Annotated in this window: 19 protein-coding genes and 2 pseudogenes; 6 read left to right on the top strand and 15 right to left on the bottom strand. The window is 74.7% G+C overall.

What is annotated here, in order from left to right:
* Nucleotides 1-3 precede the first annotated feature (3 nt).
* Together MLV88_RS03470 and MLV88_RS03465 are read left to right on the top strand one after the other, a co-directional pair.
* Complete coding sequence (locus tag MLV88_RS03470; RefSeq protein ID WP_242340607.1) at nucleotides 4-858, top strand: 3-hydroxyacyl-CoA dehydrogenase family protein; 855 nt, start codon at nucleotides 4-6, stop codon at nucleotides 856-858.
* Nucleotides 859-890: 32 nt separating this feature from the next.
* Nucleotides 891-1673, top strand: a complete 783-nt coding sequence (locus tag MLV88_RS03465) for an enoyl-CoA hydratase/isomerase family protein (RefSeq protein ID WP_242340606.1) — start codon at nucleotides 891-893, stop codon at nucleotides 1671-1673.
* Between the two features lie 43 nt (nucleotides 1674-1716).
* Here the strand turns inward: MLV88_RS03465 and ribA are convergent, their stop codons facing one another.
* The gene (gene ribA, locus MLV88_RS03460; RefSeq protein ID WP_242340605.1) at nucleotides 1717-2373 is read right to left on the bottom strand and encodes a GTP cyclohydrolase II; all 657 of its coding nucleotides are present in this window, start codon (nucleotides 2371-2373) and stop codon (nucleotides 1717-1719) included.
* Between the two features lie 160 nt (nucleotides 2374-2533).
* Between ribA and MLV88_RS03455 the strand changes: the two genes are divergently transcribed.
* Nucleotides 2534-3094 carry a MerR family transcriptional regulator gene (locus MLV88_RS03455; protein WP_242340604.1) on the top strand — a complete coding sequence of 187 codons (561 nt, stop codon included), beginning with the start codon at nucleotides 2534-2536 and terminating at the stop codon, nucleotides 3092-3094.
* A gap of 436 nt (nucleotides 3095-3530) precedes the next feature.
* A complete protein-coding gene (locus tag MLV88_RS03450; protein ID WP_242356477.1) occupies nucleotides 3531-5036 on the top strand; it encodes a sensor histidine kinase in 1506 nt (501 codons plus the stop codon).
* Between the two features lies 1 nt (nucleotide 5037).
* Here the strand turns inward: MLV88_RS03450 and MLV88_RS03445 are convergent, their stop codons facing one another.
* From MLV88_RS03445 to MLV88_RS03430, 4 genes are all read right to left on the bottom strand, one after another.
* A complete protein-coding gene (locus tag MLV88_RS03445; RefSeq protein WP_242340602.1) occupies nucleotides 5038-5355 on the bottom strand; it encodes a DUF2171 domain-containing protein in 318 nt (105 codons plus the stop codon).
* A gap of 136 nt (nucleotides 5356-5491) precedes the next feature.
* A complete protein-coding gene (locus MLV88_RS24460; protein ID WP_243336878.1) occupies nucleotides 5492-8509 on the bottom strand; it encodes an AAA family ATPase in 3018 nt (1005 codons plus the stop codon).
* Nucleotides 8506-9651, bottom strand: a complete 1146-nt coding sequence (locus tag MLV88_RS03435) for an exonuclease SbcCD subunit D (protein ID WP_242356604.1) — start codon at nucleotides 9649-9651, stop codon at nucleotides 8506-8508. Before MLV88_RS03435 ends, MLV88_RS24460 begins: the two co-directional genes overlap by 4 nt.
* Before the next feature lie 206 nt (nucleotides 9652-9857).
* A complete protein-coding gene (locus MLV88_RS03430) occupies nucleotides 9858-10397 on the bottom strand; it encodes a peroxiredoxin (RefSeq protein ID WP_242341396.1) in 540 nt (179 codons plus the stop codon).
* 109 nt (nucleotides 10398-10506) lie between these two features.
* Between MLV88_RS03430 and MLV88_RS03425 the strand changes: the two genes are divergently transcribed.
* Nucleotides 10507-11427 carry a LysR substrate-binding domain-containing protein gene (locus tag MLV88_RS03425; RefSeq protein ID WP_242341397.1) on the top strand — a complete coding sequence of 307 codons (921 nt, stop codon included), beginning with the start codon at nucleotides 10507-10509 and terminating at the stop codon, nucleotides 11425-11427.
* A 64-nt stretch (nucleotides 11428-11491) separates the two neighbouring features.
* Here MLV88_RS03425 and MLV88_RS03420 read toward each other — a convergent pair whose 3' ends face one another.
* A complete protein-coding gene (locus MLV88_RS03420; RefSeq protein ID WP_242341398.1) occupies nucleotides 11492-12385 on the bottom strand; it encodes an NAD(P)H-binding protein in 894 nt (297 codons plus the stop codon).
* Nucleotides 12386-12720: 335 nt separating this feature from the next.
* Between MLV88_RS03420 and MLV88_RS03415 the strand changes: the two genes are divergently transcribed.
* Nucleotides 12721-13209, top strand: a complete 489-nt coding sequence (locus tag MLV88_RS03415) for a hypothetical protein (protein ID WP_242341399.1) — start codon at nucleotides 12721-12723, stop codon at nucleotides 13207-13209.
* Between the two features lie 93 nt (nucleotides 13210-13302).
* Here MLV88_RS03415 and MLV88_RS03410 read toward each other — a convergent pair.
* The 9 genes and pseudogenes from MLV88_RS03410 to MLV88_RS03370 all read right to left on the bottom strand — a co-directional run.
* Nucleotides 13303-14558, bottom strand: a pseudogene (locus MLV88_RS03410) (HNH endonuclease).
* Nucleotides 14559-15236: 678 nt separating this feature from the next.
* Nucleotides 15237-15653: a (deoxy)nucleoside triphosphate pyrophosphohydrolase gene (locus tag MLV88_RS03405; protein WP_242341283.1), complete on the bottom strand. Its 417-nt coding sequence runs from the start codon at nucleotides 15651-15653 to the stop codon at nucleotides 15237-15239.
* The gene (locus MLV88_RS03400; protein ID WP_242341284.1) at nucleotides 15650-16747 is read right to left on the bottom strand and encodes an outer membrane protein assembly factor BamB family protein; all 1098 of its coding nucleotides are present in this window, start codon (nucleotides 16745-16747) and stop codon (nucleotides 15650-15652) included. The genes MLV88_RS03405 and MLV88_RS03400 overlap by 4 nt, the downstream gene beginning before the upstream one ends.
* Entirely contained in the window at nucleotides 16748-17476 is a 729-nt protein-coding gene (locus tag MLV88_RS03395) for a tetratricopeptide repeat protein (RefSeq protein WP_242341285.1), read from the bottom strand.
* A 98-nt stretch (nucleotides 17477-17574) separates the two neighbouring features.
* Nucleotides 17575-18990, bottom strand: a complete 1416-nt coding sequence (gene der / locus MLV88_RS03390) for a ribosome biogenesis GTPase Der (protein ID WP_242341286.1) — start codon at nucleotides 18988-18990, stop codon at nucleotides 17575-17577.
* On the bottom strand, nucleotides 18987-19919 hold the full coding sequence (era, locus tag MLV88_RS03385) for a GTPase Era (RefSeq protein ID WP_242341287.1): 933 nt from the start codon (nucleotides 19917-19919) through the stop codon (nucleotides 18987-18989). The genes der and era overlap by 4 nt, the downstream gene beginning before the upstream one ends.
* Before the next feature lie 68 nt (nucleotides 19920-19987).
* Complete coding sequence (locus MLV88_RS03380) at nucleotides 19988-20494, bottom strand: peptidylprolyl isomerase (protein ID WP_242341288.1); 507 nt, start codon at nucleotides 20492-20494, stop codon at nucleotides 19988-19990.
* A gap of 51 nt (nucleotides 20495-20545) precedes the next feature.
* Nucleotides 20546-21226: a peptidylprolyl isomerase gene (locus tag MLV88_RS03375; RefSeq protein WP_242341289.1), complete on the bottom strand. Its 681-nt coding sequence runs from the start codon at nucleotides 21224-21226 to the stop codon at nucleotides 20546-20548.
* 76 nt (nucleotides 21227-21302) lie between these two features.
* Nucleotides 21303-21593, bottom strand: a pseudogene (locus MLV88_RS03370) (ribonuclease III); the annotation flags it as partial.

Here is a 21593-nt window from a genome sequence, read left to right as displayed (position 1 = left end):
CGCATGGCCATCGAGCGAATCGCGGTCATCGGGGCAGGGCAGATGGGGTCGGGCATCGCGCAGGTGGCGGCGCAGGCGGGGCTCTCCGTCGTGCTCGGCGACGCCGCGCCGGAGCTGGCCCGCAAGGCGGTGGAGAAGCTCGGGGGGACGCTCGGCAAGCTCGTCGAGAAGGGGAAGATCGCGGTCGCCGACCGGGACGCGATCCTCGGCCGCATCAAGCCCGCCGCCAGCCTCGAGGACTGCGCCGGGGCGGATCTCGCCATCGAGGCGATCGTCGAGAACCAGGGCGTGAAGACGGAGCTCTTCCGCAAGCTCGACGCGCTCCTGCCGCCGCACGCGATCCTCGCCTCGAACACGAGCTCCATCTCGATCACCGCGCTCGCCGCGGCGACGAAGCGCCCCGGCCAGTTCATCGGCATGCACTTCATGAACCCGCCGCCGGTGATGCAGCTCATCGAGATCATCCGCGGGCTCCAGACCTCCGACGAGACCTACGCCACGGTCGTGGCGCTCGCGAAGAAGCTCGGCAAGACGACCGTCACGTCCAAGGACGCGCCCGGCTTCATCGTGAACCGGATCCTCATCCCGCTCCTCAACGAGGCGTGCTTCGCCCTGCAGGAGGGGCTCGCGTCGCCCGAGGACATCGACACCGGCGTGAAGCTGGGGCTCAACCACCCGATGGGCCCGCTCACGCTCGCCGACTTCATCGGCCTCGACACCTGCCTCTACATCGCCGAGGTGCTGCACCGGGAGCTCGGCGACGACAAGTACCGGCCCGCGCCGCTGCTCCGCCAGTACGTCGCGGCGGGGTGGTACGGCCGCAAGTCCGGTCGCGGCTTCTACCGGTACGACGCCTGACGCCCCGCCGCCCGCGGCCGCTGGAGACGACCATGACCTACGAGAACCTCCTGTGGGATGTGCAGGACGGCATCGGCACGCTGACGTTCAACCGTCCGAAGGTCCTGAACGCGATGAGCACCCGGACGATCGAGGAGCTCGCGGACGTCGTGCGCGCGGTCGAGGCGGACGCGGGGGTGCGGGCGATCGTGCTGACGGGGGCGGGCGACAAGGCGTTCATCGCCGGCGCCGACATCGCGGCCATGTCGACGATGGGGCCCATCGAGGCGCGGCGCTTCGCGGAGTCGGCGCACGACGTGCTCGAGCGGCTCGAGCGGCTGCCGATCCCGACCGTCGCCGCGGTGAACGGCTACGCGCTCGGCGGCGGCTGCGAGGTCACGCTCGCGTGCGACCTGGTCTACGCGAGCGACCGGGCGCGCTTCGGCCAGCCGGAGGTGAACCTCGGGCTCATCCCGGGCTTCGGCGGAACGCAGCGGCTCGCGCGGCGCGTGGGCGTGATGCGCGCCCTCGAGATCGTCCTCACCGGCGATCAGCTCGACGCCGCCCAGGCGAAGGCGATCGGCCTCGTCCTCGACGTCGTCCCGGCGGCGGACCTGCTCGCGCACGCCCGCGAGAAGGCGCGGAAGATCGCGGCGAAGGGGCCGGTGGCCGTCGGTCAGGCGAAGCGGGTGCTCCGGCGGGGCGCAGAGCCGGATCTCGGCACCGCGAACGAGCTCGAGCGGCAGGCCTTCGCGGCGCTCTTCGGGAGCGCGGACGCGAAGGAGGGCATGCGGGCCTTCCTGGAGAAGCGCCCCGCGCAGTGGACCGGCGCCTGAGACGCGCGCGCCCCGCCGTGAAGGAGCGCCGCGCGGGACCGGCTCAGCCCGCGCGGGCGGTGGGATCCTCGTCGAGCTCGATGAGGTGTCCGGTCCGCTCGCGCTTCACCCGCAGGTAACCGATGTTGTGCGGGTTCGCCGGCGAGGGCAGCTGGATGCGGCCGCGGACGGCGATGTTCGCCTCCTGCAGGCCCGCGACCTTGAGCGGGTTGTTCGTCACGAGCTCGACCGAGCGGACGCCCAGGAGCCGCAGCATCTCCGCGGCGACTCCGTAGGTCCGCAGGTCGTCCGGGAAGCCGAGGAGCCGGTTCGCCTCGTACGTGTCGTGGCCCTGCGCCTGGAGCGCGTAGGCGCGGATCTTGTTCCCGAGCCCGATGCCGCGGCCCTCCTGGCGGAGGTAGAGGAGCACGCCGCGGCCGCGCTCGGCGATGAGATCCAGCGCGCGATCGAGCTGGGCGCGGCAGTCGCACTTGAGCGACCCGAGCACCTCGCTCGTGAGGCACTCGGAGTGAATCCGCACCGGGACGTTCTCGCCGCCGACGTCGCCCATGACCATCGCGACGTGCTCGGCGCCGCTCTGCGGTTCCCGGAACACCACCGTGCGAAAGAGCCCGCGATGGGTGGGGAGGGGGGCTTCGGCGTAGATGAAGACGCTCTCGCTGCGCTGCGTGCGGCCCTTCACCGCCACCACGTTGCCCATGTCTTTCGGCACCTCCACGTGTCCCGAGGCGACGGGATCCCGCGTCGAATAATCCCGTACGGTGACGCCGGTCAAGACCAACTCCGGCCCGTCGTGGGGCCGTCACGAGAGACCGGGTGTGCGTTGACACGGCGCGCGCGCGCCGTTAGACGAGCCTCGAATGGGCGCAGACCTCTCATCCGGAGACCTCGCGCGCGCGACCGGCAACACGGTCCGCACGATCCGGTTCTACGAGGAGGAAGGTCTGCTCAAGCCGTCGGTGGTGAGCGACGGCGGCCACCGCCGCTACACCGAGGACGATCTCGAGCGGCTCCGGCTCATCACCGATCTGCGCGAGCTCGGGCTGTCGCTCTGCGAGATCCGCTCGATCCTCGAGCTGCGGACCGGCTGCCACAGCGCGGCCGAGTTCGCCATCCGGTTCCAGTCCGTCCTGGCCGGCCACCTCGAGCAGGCCCAGCGTCGCCTCGAGCGGCTCCGGCGCGTGAAGCGCGAGCTCCTCGACGCGCTCTCGACGATCCAGGAGCGGCTGTCGTCCGCGGGCGTCGAGCAGTGCCCGTGCGCGGTGGCCGAGGAGGCCGGGGCGCCGCGGATCGTGCGCGTGCTGGCGCGCCAGCAGGGCTGCTGCGGGCACCATCCGTACCCGCCGGTCGCCGCCGAGCAGGCGGAGCATGCCCGCGCGGCCGTTCCGCCGGCCGTTGTCCGCAAGACCTCGGGGACCTGAGGCGGAGACCCGCCGATCTGGCTCGCCACGGCGTGACGGGACCCGATCGGCCGGCTCGGTGCTAGCGCGGGGGCCCACGGCGGCGCGCTTCCGCTCGACCGCATCCGCGTCGGCGGCTTCGTCGAACCCGCTCGCGGCGAGGAGCGCGCGGTCTCGGGATCAGGCGCAACTGGAAGGCGGGGGAGAGACCGGAAAGGCGCGGGGCAGCGCGCCCAAGACCCGAACTGAGCCCAGGCTCGAGCGTGTCCGGGACCGTCCGGCCGGCCGCCCGGCTAGTTACCATAATCTACATTATCGGACTCAAGGTGGGCCCCTCGGACTCCTTGCCGCTGCCTGCTCTGCCGCTCACGAGCGCTCCAATCCGGTACGATCGGACCCCCTCGCTGGGCCTCGCCGGCACGGCTCTCCACCCCGGTTACCAGCGAGGCTATCGACCATGGCCGAACGGTTCCGAATCCCTGCTCCCCCTCGGCTGTCCGACGCGGCGGCGCTGAGCGTGGCGGCCGGACTCCCGCTCCTGGTCTTCTCCCTGGAGTGGTCGCTCCGCGAGCTGTTCATCGGTGTTCCGTACGTCCTCTTCACGCTCGCGGTGGTGCTCGCTGCATGGGCCGGCGGGCTCGTCGGCGGGCTCGTCGCCGTGGCGCTCTCGGCCGCGCTCGGGTACGCGTTCGTGTCCGGCGGCGCGCCCGCCGTGGCGCCCGCGAGCGCGCACCTGGGCGTCGCCTGGTTCGTCCCGACCGCCCTGGTGATCGCCGCCATCGGCTCGGCCGCGCGCGCCGGGTTCCGCGAGCGCGAGCGGGCCGCCGAGACGCTCCGGCAGAGCGAGGCGCGAGAGCGCGCGCGGGCGGCGGAGGTGCAGGCCATCATGGACGCGGTCCCGGCCGTCGTCCTCATCGCCCACGACCCCGAGGCGCGGCAGATGACCGGGAGCCGCGCCGCGTACGAGCTCCTCCGGATGGCGCCCGGCGGCAACGTGTCCAAGACCGGCGACCGGCCGCCGCCCCATTTCCGCGTGCTGAAGGACGGGCGCGAGGTCCCGCCCCAGGAGCTGCCCACGCAGGCGGCGGCCCGCACCGGAGCGAGGGCGCGGGACATCGAGCTCGAGATCGCGTTCGAGGACGGGACGCGTCGCACGATCCTGGGGAACGCGGAGCCGATCTTCGACGACCTGGGCCGGCTCCGCGGTTCCGTCTCGGCGTTCATCGACGTGACCAAGCTCTCCGAGGCGGTCCGCACACGAGATTCGTTCCTGGCGATGGCGTCGCACGAGCTGAAGACCCCGATCACCTCGCTCCAGCTCCAGGTCGAGTCGCTCCTGCGCGCCCGTGCGGGCGTCGCCGCGCCGCTCGCGAAGACGGCCGACTCCATCCGGCGGCAGGTCGTCCGGCTCACCGCGCTCGTGGACACGCTCCTCGACGTGTCGCGCCTGAACGAGGCGCGGCTCCAGCTGGAGCTCGAGCCGGTGGATCTCTCGGCGGTCGCGCGCGAGGTCGTCTCCCGGCTCGGCGGCGACGCGGAGCTGGCGCCCTCGCGCATCCACGTCGAGGCGGCCGGGGACGTCTCCGGGCGCTGGGACCGGCTGCGGCTCGAGCAGGTGGCGACGAACCTCGTCTCGAACGCGCTCAAGTACGGCGAAGGAAGGCCCGTGTCGGTCCGCGTCGAGTCCGACGGCCGCCTCGCCCGGCTCGTGGTGGCCGACCAGGGGATGGGGATCCCTCGCGGAGAGCAGCAGCGCATCTTCGAGCGGTTCGAGCGCGGGCGCGCCACCCGCGGGTACGGCGGCTTCGGCCTCGGGCTCTGGATCACGCGCGAGATCGTTGGCGCGCTCGGTGGACGCATCGAGGTGGAGAGCGTCCCGGGCGCGGGGGCGACGTTCCGCGTCGAGCTGCCCGTCGCGGGGCCGCCCGACGCCACGCCCCGCGAGCCTGCCGGGCCCGCCTAGTTCAAGCCCCCGGCTCCCGGAGGTTGTCGGCGATGGCCAGCTCCGGGCCCTCGTGCGCGAACTCGGAGCTCTCGTCGCTGAGCGTGCGGGAGGCGAACTTCCACCCCGCGCCGGCGCGGACCTCGTCGGCCGTGATCGACAGGTAGGCGTCTCCGTCGACGACCTCGGCCACGAGCTCGAGCGGCACGGAGTAGTCCTTCATCAAGGCGCCCTTCTCCACGAGGATGCTCCGGTCCTCGAGCCGGATGATCGTGCCGAGCACCTCGCCGCCGCGCGCGCGCACCTTCATGTTCTCGCTCAAGTCTCCCGTGTGGACCATGTCGCCCCTCCCGCGTCCGAGCACGTCCGACCCGACCACAGGATACCGCCGCGCACGATCGTGGGCGCTGCGCGCGGCCGCCCGCCCGGCCGGCGCTCCGTGCTGGCGCAAGGCAGCGGACCGGCCGCGCGATCGCTCACCCTGCGCGAACGACCGCGACCGAGCCTTCGGCCTTCCGCTGGATCTCGATGCGCGCCGGGATGCGCCGCCTGAGCTCCGGGACGTGCGAGATGACGCCGACCACCCGGCCGCTCTTGCGCAGGTCCTCGAGCGTCCGGACCGCGTCGTCGAGCGTGTCCTCGTCGAGCGCGCCGAAGCCCTCGTCCACGAAGAGCGCGTCGAGGCGCAGGCCGCCCGAGCGGCGGAGGACCACGTCGGAGAGCCCGAGCGCCAGCGCGAGGCTCGCGAGGAAGCTCTCGCCGCCCGAGAGCGCCCCCACCGGGCGATCGGTCACGCCCGTCCAGGCGTCCTCCACCACGAGCGCGAGCCCCGAGGCCTGGTTCTTGCGCGCGACGGCGGTGTCGTGGCGCAGCCGGAACCGCCCGCGCGACATCTGGAGCAGCCGCCGGCTGGCGGCCTCGGCGACCTCCTCGAGCCGCGCCGCGAGCACGAACCGCTGCAGGCTCATGTTGAGGGCATTGTGCCCGCGGGCGACCTCGGCGACCTTGCCCGCCACCGCGAGCTCGCGGGCGACCACCGCCGCCCGCGCGTCGAGCTCCCCCACGCGCGCCTCGAGCGCGCGCAGGCGCTCCAGGTCCTTCTCGAGCCGGACGCCCTCGTCGCGCGCGAGCCGCGCCGCGCCGGCGGCGGTCGAGCGCGCCGCCTCGAGCGCCGCGAGCTCGGGCGCCGCCGTCCCGGCGAGCTCGGCCGCGAGCCTCCGGACCCGCTCGTCCGCCGCCTTCGAGGCGACCACGCGCGCCTCGATCGAGGCCTCCAGCGCGGCGCGCTCCGCGCCGCCGAGGAGCGCCGCCTCGCACGCGGCGAGCCCGTCGAAGCCCTCCCCCGCGCAGGCCCGCTCCGCGGCCGCGCGCGCCACGGACGCGGCCGCCTCGGCGCGCGCGCGCTCCTCGGCGCACGCCACGAGCCGCTCGACCGCCGAGGCGTGCACCGCGCGGGCGTCTCCCTCGGCCGCCCGCGCCGCCGCCGCCGTGGCCTCCAGCGCCTCGAGCTCCCGCCGCGCGGCCGCGAGCCCCGCGCGCGCGTCGAGGCCCACGCCAGCGGTCTCGAGCTGCCGCGCGAGCTCCCCGTGCGAGGCCTCGAGGGCCGCGACCTCCCTGACGGCCGCGGCGTGCGCCCGGGCCTCCTCGTCACGCAGGGCGCGCGCCGCCTCGACCTCCGCGCGCGCGGTCGCGAGCTCGGCCTCCACCTTCCGCAGCCGCGCGGCCGCCTCGCGGGCCTCTCGCAGGGCGGCGGCGGCCACGCGGAGCTCGTGCTCGAGCTCAGCGAGCGGCCTCCCGTCACAGACGGCGTCGGCGCCGCGCTGCTGCGTCTCCGCGAGGAGCCCCGCGGTCCGGGCGCGCGCCTTCTCCGCCTCGGCCGCGCGCTCCGCGAGCTGGCGCTCGACGCTGCGCGCCTCGGCGATCTCCTCCTTCTCCGGGATCCGCTCGCGGGAGCGCGCCGGGGCCGGGTGCTCGTGCGAGCCGCAGACGGCGCACGGCTGGCCGGGGGCGAGCCGCTTCGCGAGCCAGGCCGCGATCTCCCGCTCGCGCGCGGCGTTGAGCGCGTCCGCGCGCGCGCTCGCCTCCCGGGCCGCCTCCGCGGACGCACGAACCTGGCGCTCCTCCGCGGCGAGGGCCCGCGCGAGCCGCTCGAGCTCCGCCTGGCGCGCGTCCCGCTCCCGCGCCTCACGGACCGCGCCCTCCGCCCGCGCAGCGGCCTCGACGCGCGCCCCCTCGTCCGACGCGATCGGCCGGAGCCGCGCCGCCTCGGCCTCCAGCGCCACGGGCCGCGCCTCCGCGCCGGCGAGGGCCGCCGCGGCGCCGTCCGAACGCGCGCGGGCCGCCTCCGCCGCGACGCGCGCGGCGGCGAGCCGGCGCTCGGCCACCGCGAGCCGCTCGAGCTCCGGGAGGACGCGCTCGACGAGCTGGATCCTGGCCGCGAGCGCAGCGCGCCGGGGCCCGTCCCCGTCGGCTCGGGCGAGCGCCTCGGCCGCCCTCGCGAGCGCCGAGGCCGCCGCGTCCCGCCGCCCGGTCGCGAGCTCCTCGTCGGCTCCGCGCGCGACGCGAGACTCCTCGGCGGTCCGCGCGGCGACGAGCCTCTCCCGGACCCGCTCGGCCGCAGCGGCCCGCGTGAGCCGCTCGCGATCGCGGCCCAGCTCCGCCGCGCCCGCCCCAGCCCGCGCCGCCTCCTCGCGGGCGCGCGCGAGCGCCTCGAACCGGGCCGCCAGCTGCCGGCCCGCGTCGAGCGCCGCGAGCGCCGCGGTGTCCTCGGCGGCCCGGCGCGCGGCGACCTCGCGCGCCTCCGCGAGCTGGCGCTCGAGCTCCTCCCGCCCGTCGGAGAGCGCGCCGGGCGCGGCCCCGCCGAGCGCCTCCTCGCGCCGCTCCGCGAGCCGCCGCGCCTCCGCCTCGAACTCGTTCTTCTTGCGGACGAGCAGCTCCTCGACGTCCTTGTAGACGCCGGTCCCGAAGAGCTGCTGCAGGAGCTCCTCCCGCTCCCGGGCGTCCGCGCAGAGGAGCCGCTTGAAGTCGCCCTGCGGCAGCAGCACGACGCGCGTGAACTGCTCCGCGCCCATGCCGAGGAGCTCCGTCACCTTCTCGGTCACGGTGGTCGGCTTCGTCGCGAGCGGCGCGTCGGCGCCCTCGCGCCACAGGCTCGCGGTGGGCGCCTCCTCGAGGGTCCCCTCCCCCCGCTTCTTCGGCCGCTGCCAGGCCGCGGTGCGCTCCGCGCGGTACACCACCTCGCCCAGCCGGAAGCGAAAGACCACCTTCGGCGCGGCGCCCTCCGGGGCGCGGTCGGCGCGGAGCCGACCGGTGCCGCGCGTCCCCGGCACCTCGCCGTACAGCGCGAAGGTCATGGCGTCGAAGAGCGTGGTCTTCCCGGCGCCGGTCGGCCCGTGGATGAGGAAGAGATCGGCGCCGCCGAGCGCGCCGAAGTCCACCTTCTGCGCCCGGGCGTAAGGCCCGAACGCCTGGAGCTCGAGGGTGAGCGGTCTCACGCCGCCCGCTCCCGGCGCACGACCTCCGCGAGCGCGCCCGCGAAGATCTCCCGGTGCTCCGGGCCGGGCGTCGCGCCCGCCACCGTCTCGAAGAACGCCTCGAACAGGCGGAGGTCGTCGCCCCCGGCGCCGTCCACCCGCGCCGCGAACGTCCCCTCCCCGCCGCCCGCGAGGTCCTCGCGGAGGACGTTCAGCACGTGGGCGAAGCGCGCCTGGAGCCGGTGCTTCGCGTCGAAGACGTACCCCTCGTCGCGGAGCGTCACCTCGACGAGCGCGCGCTCGAACGCGGCGAGCTCCGGACGGCGCAAAAGCTCGTCGAGCGTGCCCGAGAGCCGCACCACCTCGCGCCGGGCGCCGAGCGGGACGAGCTCGACCCGCGCCGCGCCCCGCTCGACCTCGGCCAGGACGACGCCCTTCGCGTGCCCCGCCTCGCCGAAGGAGTACTTGAGGAGCGAGCCGGAGTAGCGGACCGCGGGCGCGACCTCCTGCGGCGCGTGCAGGTGTCCGAGCGCGACGTAGTCGAACCCGCCGAGCGACGCGGCGGGCACGCAGCCGGATCCGCCCACCGCGAGCGGGCGCTCGCTGTCCGGGGTCTCGGAGGCGCCCTGGACGAAGGCGTGCGCGACGAGCACCGTCGGGAGCACGCGCGTCGCCGCGTCGGCCCGCACGCGCGCCAGCACGCGCTCGGTCGCGGCCGCATGGCCACGCAGCTCGTCGTCCCCCTCGGCGCCGCGCACGACCTCGGGATCGAGGTAGGGCACCGGGTAGAGGAACCCCTTGCCCGCGAGCTCCACCGGCTCCGCCGCGCGCGAGATCGCCCCGCGCAGGTGGACGCCGCGAGCCTCGAGGAGCCGCGCGCCGAACGCGAGCCGCTCGGCCGAGTCGTGGTTCCCGGCGATGGCGACGAGCGGCACGCCCAGCGCCGCCACGCGGTTCAGGAGGTCGTCGAGGAGCGAGACCGCCTCCGCCGACGGCACCGCCCGGTCGAAGACGTCGCCCGCCACGACCAGCGCGTCCGGTCGCGCGTCGCGGAGGAGCTCGCAGAGCCGATCGAGCGCCCAGGCCTGGTCCTCGAGCAGCGACTCCTCGTGGAGCGCGCGGCCCAGATGCCAGTCGGAGGTGTGCAGGATCCGGAGCGCCACACCGCCAGCGTACACGCCGGGCTGACATCGGGGCTCCAGCGTGGCTCGTCGCGGCGAAGCGCCGGGCTCCGGCCGCAGCGGCGGAGGTCACCGCGACGCCCCGGCGCTGCGGCCTGGAGGGCGCTCCGCCCTGGAGCACCCCCGTCGGGCTCAGGCGGGCAGCGCGGACGCGTCCGGGAGCGCCCCGCGGAGCCGCCCGAGCGCGCTCACCGCGCCACCTCCAGCGTGGGCTCGCCCTTCCTCCAGTTGCAGGGGGTGAGCTCGTCGGTCTTTAGCGCGTCGAGGACGCGGAGCGTCTCCTCCACGTTCCGCCCCACCGACAGGTCGTTCACCGACACGTGCCGGATGACGCCCGCCGGGTCGACGATGAACGTCGCCCGGAGCGGGACGCCGTCCGGGTGCAGGATCCCGAGCGCCGTCGAGAGCTCGCGCTTCGTGTCGGCGACCATCGGGAACGGCAGGTCCTTCAGCTCCGGGTGGCCGTTCCGCCAGGCGAGGTGGACGTAGTGCGTGTCGGTGGAGACGCCGAGCACCTGCGCCTCGCGCTCGCGGAAGTCGCGATCGCGCCGGCCGAACTCGGCGATCTCGGTCGGGCACACGAAGGTGAAGTCCATGGGCCAGAAGAACACCACCCGCCAGCGCCCGCGGTGGCTCTCGGGCGTGACGTCCTGGAACTCCTCGCCGGCGGCGCGGCTCACGACGGCCTTGAGGCGGTACTCGGGGAAGCGGTCACCCACGGTCAGCATTCGATCATCTCCTTCGGGGCGGCGGGATCGCCGCGTCGCAGGCAGAAGGTGCCGCCGGAGCGCTGATTTTCCCAATACATCCTTTCGACCACTTCGTTAGGCTCTGCCTATGACTCCGCTCCCGCCCCACGCCTTCACCCTGCGCCAGCTCCAGTACGCCCTGGCCGTCGCCGAGACGCTGAGCTTCCGGCGGGCCGCGGAGCGCTGCCGGGTCGCGCAGCCGTCGCTCTCGACCCAGATCGCCCAGCTCGAGTCGGCCCTCGGCGTGCGGCTGTTCGAGCGCGATCGCCGGCGCGTGCTGGTCACGGCCGCCGGCGAGGCGCTCCTCGCCCGCGCGCGGCGCGTGCTCGTCGACGCGGACGACCTCGCCGGCGCCGCGCGCGCCGCGGGCGATCCGCTCGCCGGGCCGCTGCGGCTGGGGGTCATCCCGACCATCTCGCCCTACCTCCTGCCCCGGGTCGCCCCCGCGCTCCGGGCTGCCTACCCGCGGCTCGTCCTCACCTGGGTCGAGGACAAGACGGACGAGCTCGTGCGCCGGCTCGAGGCGGGCGCGCTCGACGCCGCGCTCCTCGCGCTCGAGGCGGAGCTCGGCGACGTCGAGCACGCGGACATCGCCCGGGATCCGTTCGTGCTCGCGACGGCCCGCGACCACCCGCTCGGCGCGCGAGCGGCGCCCGCCACCGCGGCGGAGCTGCGCGGCGCCGACGTGCTGCTCCTCGACGACGGGCACTGCCTTCGCGCGCAGGCGCTCGACGTCTGCGCGCGGGCTCGCGCCCACGAGCTGGAGTTCCGGGCGACGAGCCTGCCCACCCTGGTGCAGATGGTGGCGGGCGGCGCGGGCGTGACGCTGCTCCCCGAGCTGTCGCTCGCGGCCGAGACCCGTCGCGGCGACCTCCGGCTCCGCCCGTTCGCGGCGCCCGCGCCGCACCGGACGATCACGCTCGCGTGGCGCCGCCGGTCGCCGCTCGCCCCCGCGCTCCAGCGGCTCGCGCGGACGATCCGCGGCGCCTACCCGAAGGCCGCTCGCTGAGACTCCGGCCCAGGCTCGCCGGCGAAGGGCGCCCTCGGCGAGGCCATGGCGGCCGCCGCCGAGCTCACCCCGCGCGAAGCTCGCGCGCGAACACCTCGCGCGCCCACGCCTCGATGGAGGTGGGCGTCGTCGTCGCCGGCGATCGCGGCTCGTCGGACGCGATGCGCCCGTCGTTGAGGGCGCGCGCCAGCTCCACGTACAGCGCGGCGACCTCCTCGGACAGCCCGGCCTGCACCAGGCCCGCGTGCGCGTCGGCGTAGGAGAGCTGGACGTAGGCGAGGTCCGGCTTGCCGATCGCGGCGCCGAGCGCGCGCGCGACCTCGACCGGCGTCACGTCCCGCTCGCCGTGCAGCTCCTGGATCTCCCGGCCTCGCCAGTCGAGCGCGAGGAGCCGCCGGGCGGCCACCTCTCCCACGTCGGCCGCGGCGATCTGCGCCATGCGCAGCTCGGGGGCGAGCGCGCCGGCGTAGAACCCGGCGGACCGCACGACGCCGATGGCGCTGAGGTGGTTCTCGAAGAAGTAGCCCGGGCGCAGCGCGAGCACGCTCAGGCCCGGGACGCGCCCGAGGCGCTCCTCGAGCGTGTGCAGCCCGGCCACGGGGCCGGTCCCGCTCGCGAGCTGCGCGCCCAGGCTGGAGAGCGCCACGGCGTAGGGAACGCGCGCCGCCTCCAGGCCGTCGGCGAGGATGCCCGCGACCCGATCCTGCCAGGCACGCGCGCCCGGACCGAGGTACGGCGGAAGCTGCACGAACGCCGCGCCCGCGCCGTCGAGCGCGCGCCGGACGAGCTCGGGATCCTCGACGCTGCCGACCAGCTGCTCCGCGTCCGCGTGCGCGGCGAGCGCCGCGGCGCTCCGCGCGACCACGCGGAGGGGTCGCCTCGCCTCCGCGAGCCGGCGCGCCACGGGGCTGCCGACGTGGCCGGTGGCCCCGAGGACGACGTACACCTTCTCGGCCATGCCGCGCTCCTCCCCGGGTGACATGCGACCCCGCGCCCGGCCGGGCGCGAACCGTTTGGAGTCCAACGGTGCGCGTGAGGGGCGGGCTACCGCCCGAGCGCACGCCCACGCTCGGCACCCCCCGGGTCGTGGTACCCTCCGGGCCGATGACGCGCCCCCTCGTGCTCGGCACCCTGGCCGTCGCGCTGTCCCTCCCCGCCTGCCGCGACCGCACGCCGGCCGCGGAGGCGGGCGCTCCCCCGCCAGCGGCTGCGGCGCCCGCGAGTCCGAGCGCGGACGTGCCCAGCCCGGCCGCCCCGGTCGTTCCCGTCGTTGCCCCGGAGGGCACAGGGGCCGTGCTCCCCGCCCCCGTCGCGCAGGGCGGCGCCCCTCCGGCGGAGGGCGTCCCCGCCCCCGCGCCTGCCTCCCCTGCGACGAGCCTCGTCCGCGAGGCGGTCGCCAACGACCCGACCGGCCCGATCCCCCTCTCTCGCGAGGAGGAGACGGTGGTCGATCCCGCCACCACGTTCCGGCTCGTGCTCGCGGCGGAGCTCCCGGAGGCGCGGCTCGTCCTGCTCGACGGCGCCGACGCGATCGTGCCCTCGAGCGGCACGCGCGAGGTCGGCGCGTCCTCCGCGTTCACGCTCACGCCGTCGGCGCCGCTCGTCCCCGGCTCGCGCTACCAGCTGCGTCTCGACGGCGCGCGCTCGCGCGAGATCCACGACGCCGCGGGCCGCGCGTACGCGCCGCTGAGCCTCGGCGTGCTGGTCGCGGGCGAGCCGCCGAAGCCCGAGCCGAAGCCGAAGGCGAAGCCCGCCTCGCGAAAGCGGCGCAGCCGCCGCTGACAGCGTTGAGCGTCACGGGCGTACGTGGGTCGTGGGCGGCGAGCCGTCGCTCCGGCCGCATGCGAATCCCCGGTCAGCCGGAGGTTCGGCAACCTAGCGGGCCGCCGCAGCATCACGGCGCCCACGTCCCAGATGCATGACGGTAGACAGAGGCGCCACGCCCGGTTGCTCGAATGGCGTCGGCCCGTCACCCGAGTCGCGGCGGAAGCGATCCATGTGCTCGCGCCCGAAAGTTCTCTCTGCGTGAAGCAGGTTGTGCGCTCGACAGGCGAGCCGAAGATTGTCGATCGTGGACGGCCCCCCGAGGGCGGCGGGTTGGAGGTGGTCGAGCTCGAGCTTCCAGCGGCTGTTGCAGCGGCAGCCGTCCGGACCGACCCAGGCGCAGCGCCCGCCGTCGCGCGTCCACACCGCGCGGCGCACTATCGCCGGGATCGTGGTCCTCGCCGCCGGTGGCTTCGCCGCGACCCGCTTCTCGCCCTCGGTCGAGCCTTCCTCGGAGCCCTCCTTCGCGCGCTCCTTCGAACCTTCCTTCGCGTCCTTCGTCTTCCGCTCCGGCGCGACAGCGCCCTTGCGCTTGCCGTGCTTCTCGATGGCGCAGCGGATCGCCTCGTGGAGCACCGCCGCGAGGTCGCCGTCCGGAACCTTGTGCACAGGAGTGACAGGAGCGTCTCGAGGTCCTCCTTGCAGGCGCGGTCGAGGGTGACCCGGAGCGACCAGTGCGTCTCCGAGACGGCGAGCGTCACGGCCCTTCGCTTCGGCTGCGCGACGGTGGGCGGGAGCGCAGGCCGCGAGTCGGCGATGGGGTCCGGGCCGAGGGTCGGCTCAGCAGGGCCGGCCAGTGGCGCCGCCTCGGCCCCTGCATCGGACGCCGGGAGCGGTAGCGTTGCGCTCGCCGCGGCGGGCGCGCGCTCGGTCAGCTTGCGGAGGCCAGCGCGCGGAGCGGTGCGGGCCTGGACGGAGGCGACGAGGTGCTCGACCTCGGCCCGGGTCCGGAAGGCGGCGCGAGTGAGGAGATCGTCCACGTTCTCCTCGGTGAGCACCTGGCCGAGGAGCGCCAGGGTGGACAGGCAAAGACGCCCATCCCGCAGCGGAGCTTCCAGTGTCGGAAAGCGGCGCAGCACCCGCATCGCCTGGATGCGCCGCCCGGCGGCGCCCTCGCGCAGGTGGAGCGCCTCAAGGCAATAGGCCCACAGGGACGCATGGCCGGCCTCGACGAAGGCGCGGCGCCGATCGAACTCGTCGAGGTGCAGGAGGAAGTCGACCTGGACGTTTCGTTCCTCTCCGGCGAGCTCGCGCAGGCGCAGGGCGAGGACGTTCGACTCGAGAGAAGCGGGGGCGAGCGCGGACATGGGATGCACCTCCAGTACACCCTTCGTAACACGCGAATTCCGGAGCTCCGGAGACGCTCCAGGCCCGCTCTTGCGCGGCGTTCTCCGCTGCGCCCTCGTCGGAGCCTCAAACCGATCGGCGCGCGCTTCACGCGCAAAGTGTGTGCGCGAGAGCGGCCCTCACGCGCCGCCCGTTTGCCCGAGCGCGATCGAGGCGAGAAGGCGTCAATGGGCAATGTTTCACCCACCGCAACAGGGACGCTTCGTTTCTTCGCGCGAGGGAAGCCGCGACGTCGGGGAGCACTACCGCTGGCGATAGCTGTCACGCATTGTGAACACTGGCGCGACGCTCCGGCCCATGTGGCGGGGCGAGCGCGAACGCGTGTTGCTGCACGGACCCGCGCGAAGAAACGCTGCGACGCCGGCCCGACACGACGAGACGTTCGCCTGCTCTACCGCCTCCCCCGCGTTCATCGGGTCGCGCCCGGAGCGCGTGCGCAGATCCCGTCGATGCCCGAATCCGCCCTGCGCACCGAAACCGCGGTCGAAACACCCACCGCTCGCCCGGCGAGTACCTGCACTTGTGATGAATGATGAGCCGCCGCAGGCAGCCAGCGTGTGCCGCAGCAGGGAAACGCCCGAGCGGGCAGCGCTATCGGGGCACGCGGAGCGCGCCGGCCACCGCCCGGAGGCAAGCGCTCACTCGCGATCGGCGGGCTCGTCCGAGGCGAGGCGCTCGAGCTCGGCGAGCACCGCCCGATCCGCCTCGAGGAAGTCGTAGCTCTCGAGCGTGCCCGGGCGTGCCCAGGCGATCTCGGCCACGCCGAGCGGGCGCGGCTCGACCCCGGGCTCGAGCGCGCAGCGGTAGAAGGCGAGCTCGACCTCGAGCTCCGGGTAGGCGTGAGCGTGGCGGAGGAGGAGCGGCCCCACCGCGGCGTCGCAGCCGAGCTCCTCGACGAGCTCCCGGCGCAGCGCCGCGGGCTCGTCCTCGCCCGGCTCGACCTTGCCGCCCGGGAACTCCCACTGCCCCCGCGCGCCCGCACGGTCGGGGCGCCTCGTGACGAGCAGCAGCTCCGCGCGCCGGACGACGGCCGCGACGACGCGGATGCGCCTCACGGCAGGTCGAGCGCGTAGAGCTCGCCGCGGTTCGACAGGACGTACACGCGCCGGTCCACGACGGCGGGGGTCCCCGAGATCCCGCTCCCCGGGTCGAGCACGCGCATGAGCCGTCCGCTCGACGCCTCGAGCCAGCGGAGCCCGCCGGTGGTGGCGGGGACGAGCACCCAGGCACCCGCGACGACCGGCTCGCCCGAAGGCACGCCGCGGCCGAGCGGAGACGACCAGAGCACCGTGCCGTCCTTGGCCGAGAGCGCGTACACGCCGGCGGTCGCGACCGCGACGAGCGTCCCGCCCGGCGCGAGCGCGAGCTTCACCGCCCCGGGCGCCTCGAAGGTCCAGCGCGTCTCGCCGGAGGCCGCGTCGAGCGCGAGCACCGCGCCGGAGTAGGCGGCGGCGTACACGCGATCCCCCTCCGCCACCAGGCCGTCGACGTCGAGCTCGTCGCCGGCGGGCGCGATCATCCGCTCCCAGCGCGCCGTGCCCGTCGCCGGATCGAGCGCCGCCACGAAGCCGTCGGAGTACGCCGCGTAGACCGTGCCTCCGCGCACCTGCACCGGCGCGGCGCCGCGGATGGTGAAGCCCGGGCGCGGCTCGCGCCGGTGATGCCACTTCCAGGCGCCGGTCTTCGCGTCGAGCGCGAAGACGGTGTCCTGCAGGCTCGCCACGTAGAGCGTGCCGCCGACGACGGCCGGGCGGGTCCCGAGCTCCTCCTTCGCGTCGTAGCGCCAGCGCTCCTTGCCCGTCGCGAGCGCGACCGCGTAGAGCCGCCCGTCGCTCGAGCCGGCGTAGACGGTGCCGCCGTCGATCGCCGGTGGGCCCGAGAAGCCGCCCTCCGTCTTGAGCTCCCAGGCGACCCTCCCGTCGTCGCGGATCGCGTGGAGCCAGCCGTCGCGGGTCCCGAACACCACGATCCCGCTCGCGGGATCGACGGCGAGGCCGCCGGGCTCGCGCGGCTTCCACTCGAGCGCCTGCGGCGTGACCACCGACCGCTGCCAGGCGAACCGGTAGAGCTCCCGCGGCGCGGGGGGCAGCCCGCTCCTCATGCCGGGAGCCGTCGCGGCGAGCGCGAGCGCGAGGGCGAGCGCCGTCATCTACTTGCCGCCGAGCTTGCCGAGCCGCTGCGACGCCTCGGGCGCGAGGGGCGACTCCTTGTGCTGCTCGGGGAACGCGGCCAGCACCTGGCGCGCCTCGTCCGTCTTGCCGGCGGTGGCGAGCACGCGGGCGCGGTCGAGATCGGCGCGATCGGCGAACGCCGGCGCCTCCTTCGCCATCCGCGCGAACCCTTCGGCCGCCGCGGCGAGGTCACCCTTCCCCTCGGCCGCGAGCGCGAGCCCCTCGAGCGCGCCGAACCGGAGCGAATCGTCCTTGTCGGCGGTCTCGAGATACCGCTGGTAGGCCGCCCTGGCGGGCTCCCACTCGCGAAGGCGCAGGTGCGCGTCCCCCTTCGCGAGCGCCGCGAGCGCCGCGGCGCTGCCGCCGTGCTGCGCGAGCACCTGGTCCGCCGCGCCGACGATGGCGCGCTGGTGCGCCTCCTCCGTCGGGAAGAACGGCCCCGGCTGGCCGGGGAGCGGCACCGCCGACACCGTCCCGCCGACCGTCTCGAGCATCTGCGAGACCGCAGCGCCGGAGGCCTCGGACCGGTGCGACTGCACGACGAGCACGACCACCGCGAGGAGCACGAGCACGACGGCCCCGCCGCCGAGCAGGACGGCCTGCCGCTTCCGGGCCGCGACCCAGCCGGCGGCCTGCTCCGCCGCGTGCTGGAACTTGTCCGGCTCCTTCATGTCCTTGCGGGTGATGACGCTGGGCTTCGACGACATGGCACCTCTCGGGGGCGCAACGCGCGAGATTCCTGAAGAAAACCGGGCCAATCTAGAGGGCCGGGGCAGAGGCCGTCAAGCGAAAGCCGGACGGCCGCTCACCCGCGCCGCTTCGGCGGCGGGCGGCTGCGGCGCTTCCGCTCCCGGAAGACGAGCCGCATCGGCACCTCCAGCCCGAAGGCGGCGCGGAAGCGGTTCTCCACGAAGCGGCGGTACGGCTCGCCGATCGCCTCCGGCCGGTTGCACTGCATCACGAAGGTGGGCGGCGCGTAGGCGACCTGGGCGACGTAGTACAGCTTCACCGGGTGGCCCTTCGCGAGGGGAGCGGGGTGCTCCTCCTGGATCGTCTCGAGCAGCTCGTTCAGGGCCGGGGTCGGGAAGCGGGCGCGGTACTGCTCGACGAGCCGCGCGGCGCGCTCGAGCACGCGGGTGACGCCGCGCCCTTCCTTCGCCGAGACGAACAGCATCGGCGCGAACGAGACGAACGGCAGCCGCTTGTACAGCTCCTTGCGGTACCAGTCCTGCGTCGCGCCCTCGCGCTCCGCGACGTCCCACTTGTTCACCACGATGAGGAGCGCCTTCGACTTCTCGGAGATGAGCCCCAGCAGGCGCGCGTCCTGCTCCACGCCGGCCTCCGTCGCGTCGAGCAGGCAGGCGACCACCTCCGCCCGGTCGATGGCCTTCATCGAGCGCACGACGGAGTACGCCTCCACGCTCTGGGCGATGGCGCTCTTGCGCCGGATCCCGGCGGTGTCGGTGACGACGAAGCGCTGGCCGCGGTGCTCGACGAGGGAGTCGATCGCGTCGCGCGTCGTCCCGGGGACGTCGGAGACGACGAAGCGCTCCATCCCGAGGAGCGCGTTCACGAACGTGCTCTTGCCGACGTTCGGGCGGCCCACGATGGCGAGGCGGATGTCGCCCTTCGGCCGGTCGTCCTCGCTGACCTCCTCCGGCTCCTCGGCGTCCTCGGGGGCCGGCGGGGCCTCCGGGAGCGCGAGCTTCGCGACGATCGCGTCGACCAGCTCCCCCACCCCGCGGCCGTGCTCGGCCGAGACGGTGTGCACGTCCCCGAAGCCCAGCCGGAAGAACTCCGCGAGCGGGATCTCCTCCTCGGTGCGGGCGGTGTCCACCTTGTTCACCGCCACGAATAGCGGCTTGCCCGCGCGGCGCAGCAGGTCGGCGACGGCGGAGTCCACCGGCGAGAGCCCCTCGCGCCCGTCGACGACGAGCACCACCGCGGCGGCCTCCTCGACCGCGAGCTGGGCCTGCCGGCGGACCTGCGCCATGAGCCGGTCGGACGACTCCGGCTCGAACCCGCCGGTGTCCACGACCGACAGCGCCCGGCCCTCGAAGGTGAAGTCGGCGTAGTTCCGGTCGCGGGTGACGCCCGGCACGTCCTGGACGATCGCGGCGCGGCGGCCGGCGATCCGGTTGAAGAGCGTGGACTTGCCCACGTTGGGGCGGCCGACGAGCGCGACGAGCGCGCGCGGCGCGGGGACGGTGGGCGCGCTCACAGGCCGAGCCTCTTCAGCGCGGTGGCGCGCTCGCTCCAGCGCTCCTCCACCTTGACGGTCAGCCCCAGGAAGACCTTGCAGCCGAGGAGCCGCTCGAGGTTCTCCCGCGCGCGGGTCCCGATCTTCTTCAGCATCGCGCCGCCCTTGCCGATCACGATCGCCTTCTGCGACTCGCGCTCGACGAGGATCACCCCCGAGATGCGGACGAGCCCGCCGTCGTCGCGGCGCTCGGCCTCGTCGAATTCCTCGATGTCCACCGCGACCGAGTACGGGATCTCCTGGCGCGTCTGGAGCATCACCTGCTCGCGCACGTACTCCGCGGCGAGGGCGCGCTCCGCCTGATCGGTGAGCTGGTCGGGCGGGAAGAGCGGCGCCTCCGACTCGGGCAGGTGCTTCCCGAGCACCTCGAGCAGCGTGTCCACGTTCTCGCCGGTGAGCCCGGAGAACGGGACGATGTCGGTCCACGCGTGGAGGCCCTTGTACGCGTCGATGACGGGCAGGAGCGTCGCGCGCGGCGCCCGGTCCATCTTGGAGATCCCCAGGATGGCGGGCTTCCGCCGCCGGGCGACCTCCTCGATCGCCCAGCGCGTCGACTCGCCGACCTCCACCCGGCCGTCGGGCCCCGTGCCCGCCTCGACGAGCATCAGCACCGCGTCGACCTCGTCGAGCGTGGTGAGCGCGACCTCGACCATCCGCCGGTTGAGCGGCCCCTTCGCGCGGTGCAGGCCGGGCGTGTCGAAGAAGGCGATCTGGGCGCCCTTCGCGTTCCAGATCCCGAGGATGCGGGTGCGGGTCGTCTGCGGGCGCGGCGTGACGATCGCGACGTGCTCGCCGAGCACGCGGTTCAGGAGGGTGGACTTGCCGACGTTCGGCCGCCCGACGATGGCGACGAACCCGGCGCGGAACGGGGGCTGCTTCTTGCTGGTCATGAGGTGATCGCGCCCGCCGGCGGCACGACGGCCACCGGCGGGCGCCTGGGTTTCCTTGCGGCGGAGCCTTACGGCTGCGCGCCGCGGGTGATGGTGACCTTCTCGAGCTTTACCTTCGCGTTGCCGGTGCGGGCGATCTTGGGCACGAGCTCCTCGCCGCGCACCACCTCGCCGAAGATCGTGTGCCCCTTGTCGAGCCAGGGGGTCGCGATCTCCGTGATGAAGAACTGCGAGCCGTTGGTGTTCGGGCCGGCGTTGGCCATCGCGAGGAGGCCGCCCTTCGTGAACCGGTTGTCCGGGCCGATCTCGTCCCCGAACTTGTAGCCGGGCCCGCCCGTGCCGGTCCCCAGCGGATCGCCGCCCTGGATCATGAACTCGGGGATCACGCGGTGGAACACCGTGCCGTCGTACAGCGGCTTCTTCTGCTTCTGGCCGGTGCGCGGGTCCGTCCACTCCTTCGTCCCCTCGGCGAGGCCGACGAAGTTCTCGACGGTCTTCGGCGCCTTCTCCGGCAGGAGCTTCACGACGATCTCGCCGAGAGAAGTCTGAAACGTCGCGTAGAGCTGCTCAGCCATGTCCGTCCTCCCGTCCTCCCCGGCGCGGTTCGACCGCCCGGGCGACGCCGCTCACTTGCAGGTGGGCGCCTTGTTCGTGATGGTGACCTTCACGAGCTTCGTCTGGCCGTTCCCGGCCCGCGCGATCGGCGCCACGAGCTCACAGCCGCACACTCCCTCGCCGATGTGCACGTACCCGCACACGCCCCCCGGGGCGTTGCACGGCTTGGGATCGAGCCAGGGGGTCGCCACCTCGGTGATGAAGAACTGCGAGCCGTTCGTGTTGGGGCCGCTGTTCGCCATCGCGAGCTGGCACCCCTTCGCGAAGGGCTTCGCCGGCGGCTTCTCGAGCTCGTCCTCGAAGCGGTACCCGGGATCGCCCGAGCCGAACGGCCGGCCGTTCGGCGCCGCCGTCGCGCCGAGCGCCGCGCCGCGAGAGAGCGGATCGCCGCCCTGGATCATGAAGCTCGGGATGACGCGGTGGAACAGGGTGCCGTCGTAGAGCGGCTCGGTCACTCTCCGTCCCGTCGTCGGATCCGTCCAGGTCTTCTTGCCCTGGGCGAGCTCCACGAAGTTCTCGACGGCCTTCGGCGCCTTCCGCGGGAGCAGCTTCACGCCGATCGTTCCGCGCGAGGTCTCGAAGACGGCGTACTGGTCCTTGCCCTGTCCGCCGGCGGCGGGGGTCGCTGCGCGCGCCGCGGGCGCGGCGAGGGCAGCCGCGAGCGCGGCGAGGAGCACGGTGGGTCTCGTCATATGCGCGGGATGCTAGCCACCGGCCGGGGTGCGGGCAAATGGAAAGAAGGAAAGAAGGCTCGGGCGGGAAGCGAGTTCACTTCTCGCGACGCGTCCCCTTGCGGGCCTTCTTCTTCTTCGGCGCCCTGGGGGCGCTGCGCTTCGCGCGCGGCTTCACCGGCTTCGTGCGCGCCCGCTTCGCGGGTGCCGGCTCGCTCGGCGGCTCGGCGCCGGGGCCGGGCGACGGCGTCGCCGCGGCGGGCGCGAGCTCAGGCGCAGGCGCGGGTGGGGCCTCGCCCTGCTCGCGCTCGGGCTGCGGCGCCGGGGCGGGAGCCGGCTCGCGCGCCGCGGGTGCGGCCGGCGCCGCGAGGGCCTCGGCCAGCGGTAC

This window comes from Anaeromyxobacter soli (assembly GCF_022808855.1).
GTDB lineage: Bacteria > Myxococcota > Myxococcia > Myxococcales > Anaeromyxobacteraceae > Anaeromyxobacter > Anaeromyxobacter soli.
The sequence above is the reverse complement of the archived record's forward strand: the minus strand, read 5'-3'. Positions and strand labels throughout refer to the sequence as shown.

Coding starts and splice junctions, on each gene's coding strand:
- MLV88_RS03470 (WP_242340607.1), top strand. CDS start 4: ATGGCCATCGAGCGAATCGCGGTCATCGGGGCAGGGCAGATGGGGTCG.
- MLV88_RS03465 (WP_242340606.1), top strand. CDS start 891: ATGACCTACGAGAACCTCCTGTGGGATGTGCAGGACGGCATCGGCACG.
- ribA (WP_242340605.1), bottom strand. CDS start 2,373: ATGGGCAACGTGGTGGCGGTGAAGGGCCGCACGCAGCGCAGCGAGAGC.
- MLV88_RS03455 (WP_242340604.1), top strand. CDS start 2,534: ATGGGCGCAGACCTCTCATCCGGAGACCTCGCGCGCGCGACCGGCAAC.
- MLV88_RS03450 (WP_242356477.1), top strand. CDS start 3,531: ATGGCCGAACGGTTCCGAATCCCTGCTCCCCCTCGGCTGTCCGACGCG.
- MLV88_RS03445 (WP_242340602.1), bottom strand. CDS start 5,355: ATGGTCCACACGGGAGACTTGAGCGAGAACATGAAGGTGCGCGCGCGC.
- MLV88_RS03430 (WP_242341396.1), bottom strand. CDS start 10,397: ATGCTGACCGTGGGTGACCGCTTCCCCGAGTACCGCCTCAAGGCCGTC.
- MLV88_RS03425 (WP_242341397.1), top strand. CDS start 10,507: ATGACTCCGCTCCCGCCCCACGCCTTCACCCTGCGCCAGCTCCAGTAC.
- MLV88_RS03420 (WP_242341398.1), bottom strand. CDS start 12,385: ATGGCCGAGAAGGTGTACGTCGTCCTCGGGGCCACCGGCCACGTCGGC.
- MLV88_RS03400 (WP_242341284.1), bottom strand. CDS start 16,747: ATGACGGCGCTCGCCCTCGCGCTCGCGCTCGCCGCGACGGCTCCCGGC.
- MLV88_RS03395 (WP_242341285.1), bottom strand. CDS start 17,476: ATGTCGTCGAAGCCCAGCGTCATCACCCGCAAGGACATGAAGGAGCCG.
- era (WP_242341287.1), bottom strand. CDS start 19,919: ATGACCAGCAAGAAGCAGCCCCCGTTCCGCGCCGGGTTCGTCGCCATC.
- MLV88_RS03380 (WP_242341288.1), bottom strand. CDS start 20,494: ATGGCTGAGCAGCTCTACGCGACGTTTCAGACTTCTCTCGGCGAGATC.
- MLV88_RS03375 (WP_242341289.1), bottom strand. CDS start 21,226: ATGACGAGACCCACCGTGCTCCTCGCCGCGCTCGCGGCTGCCCTCGCC.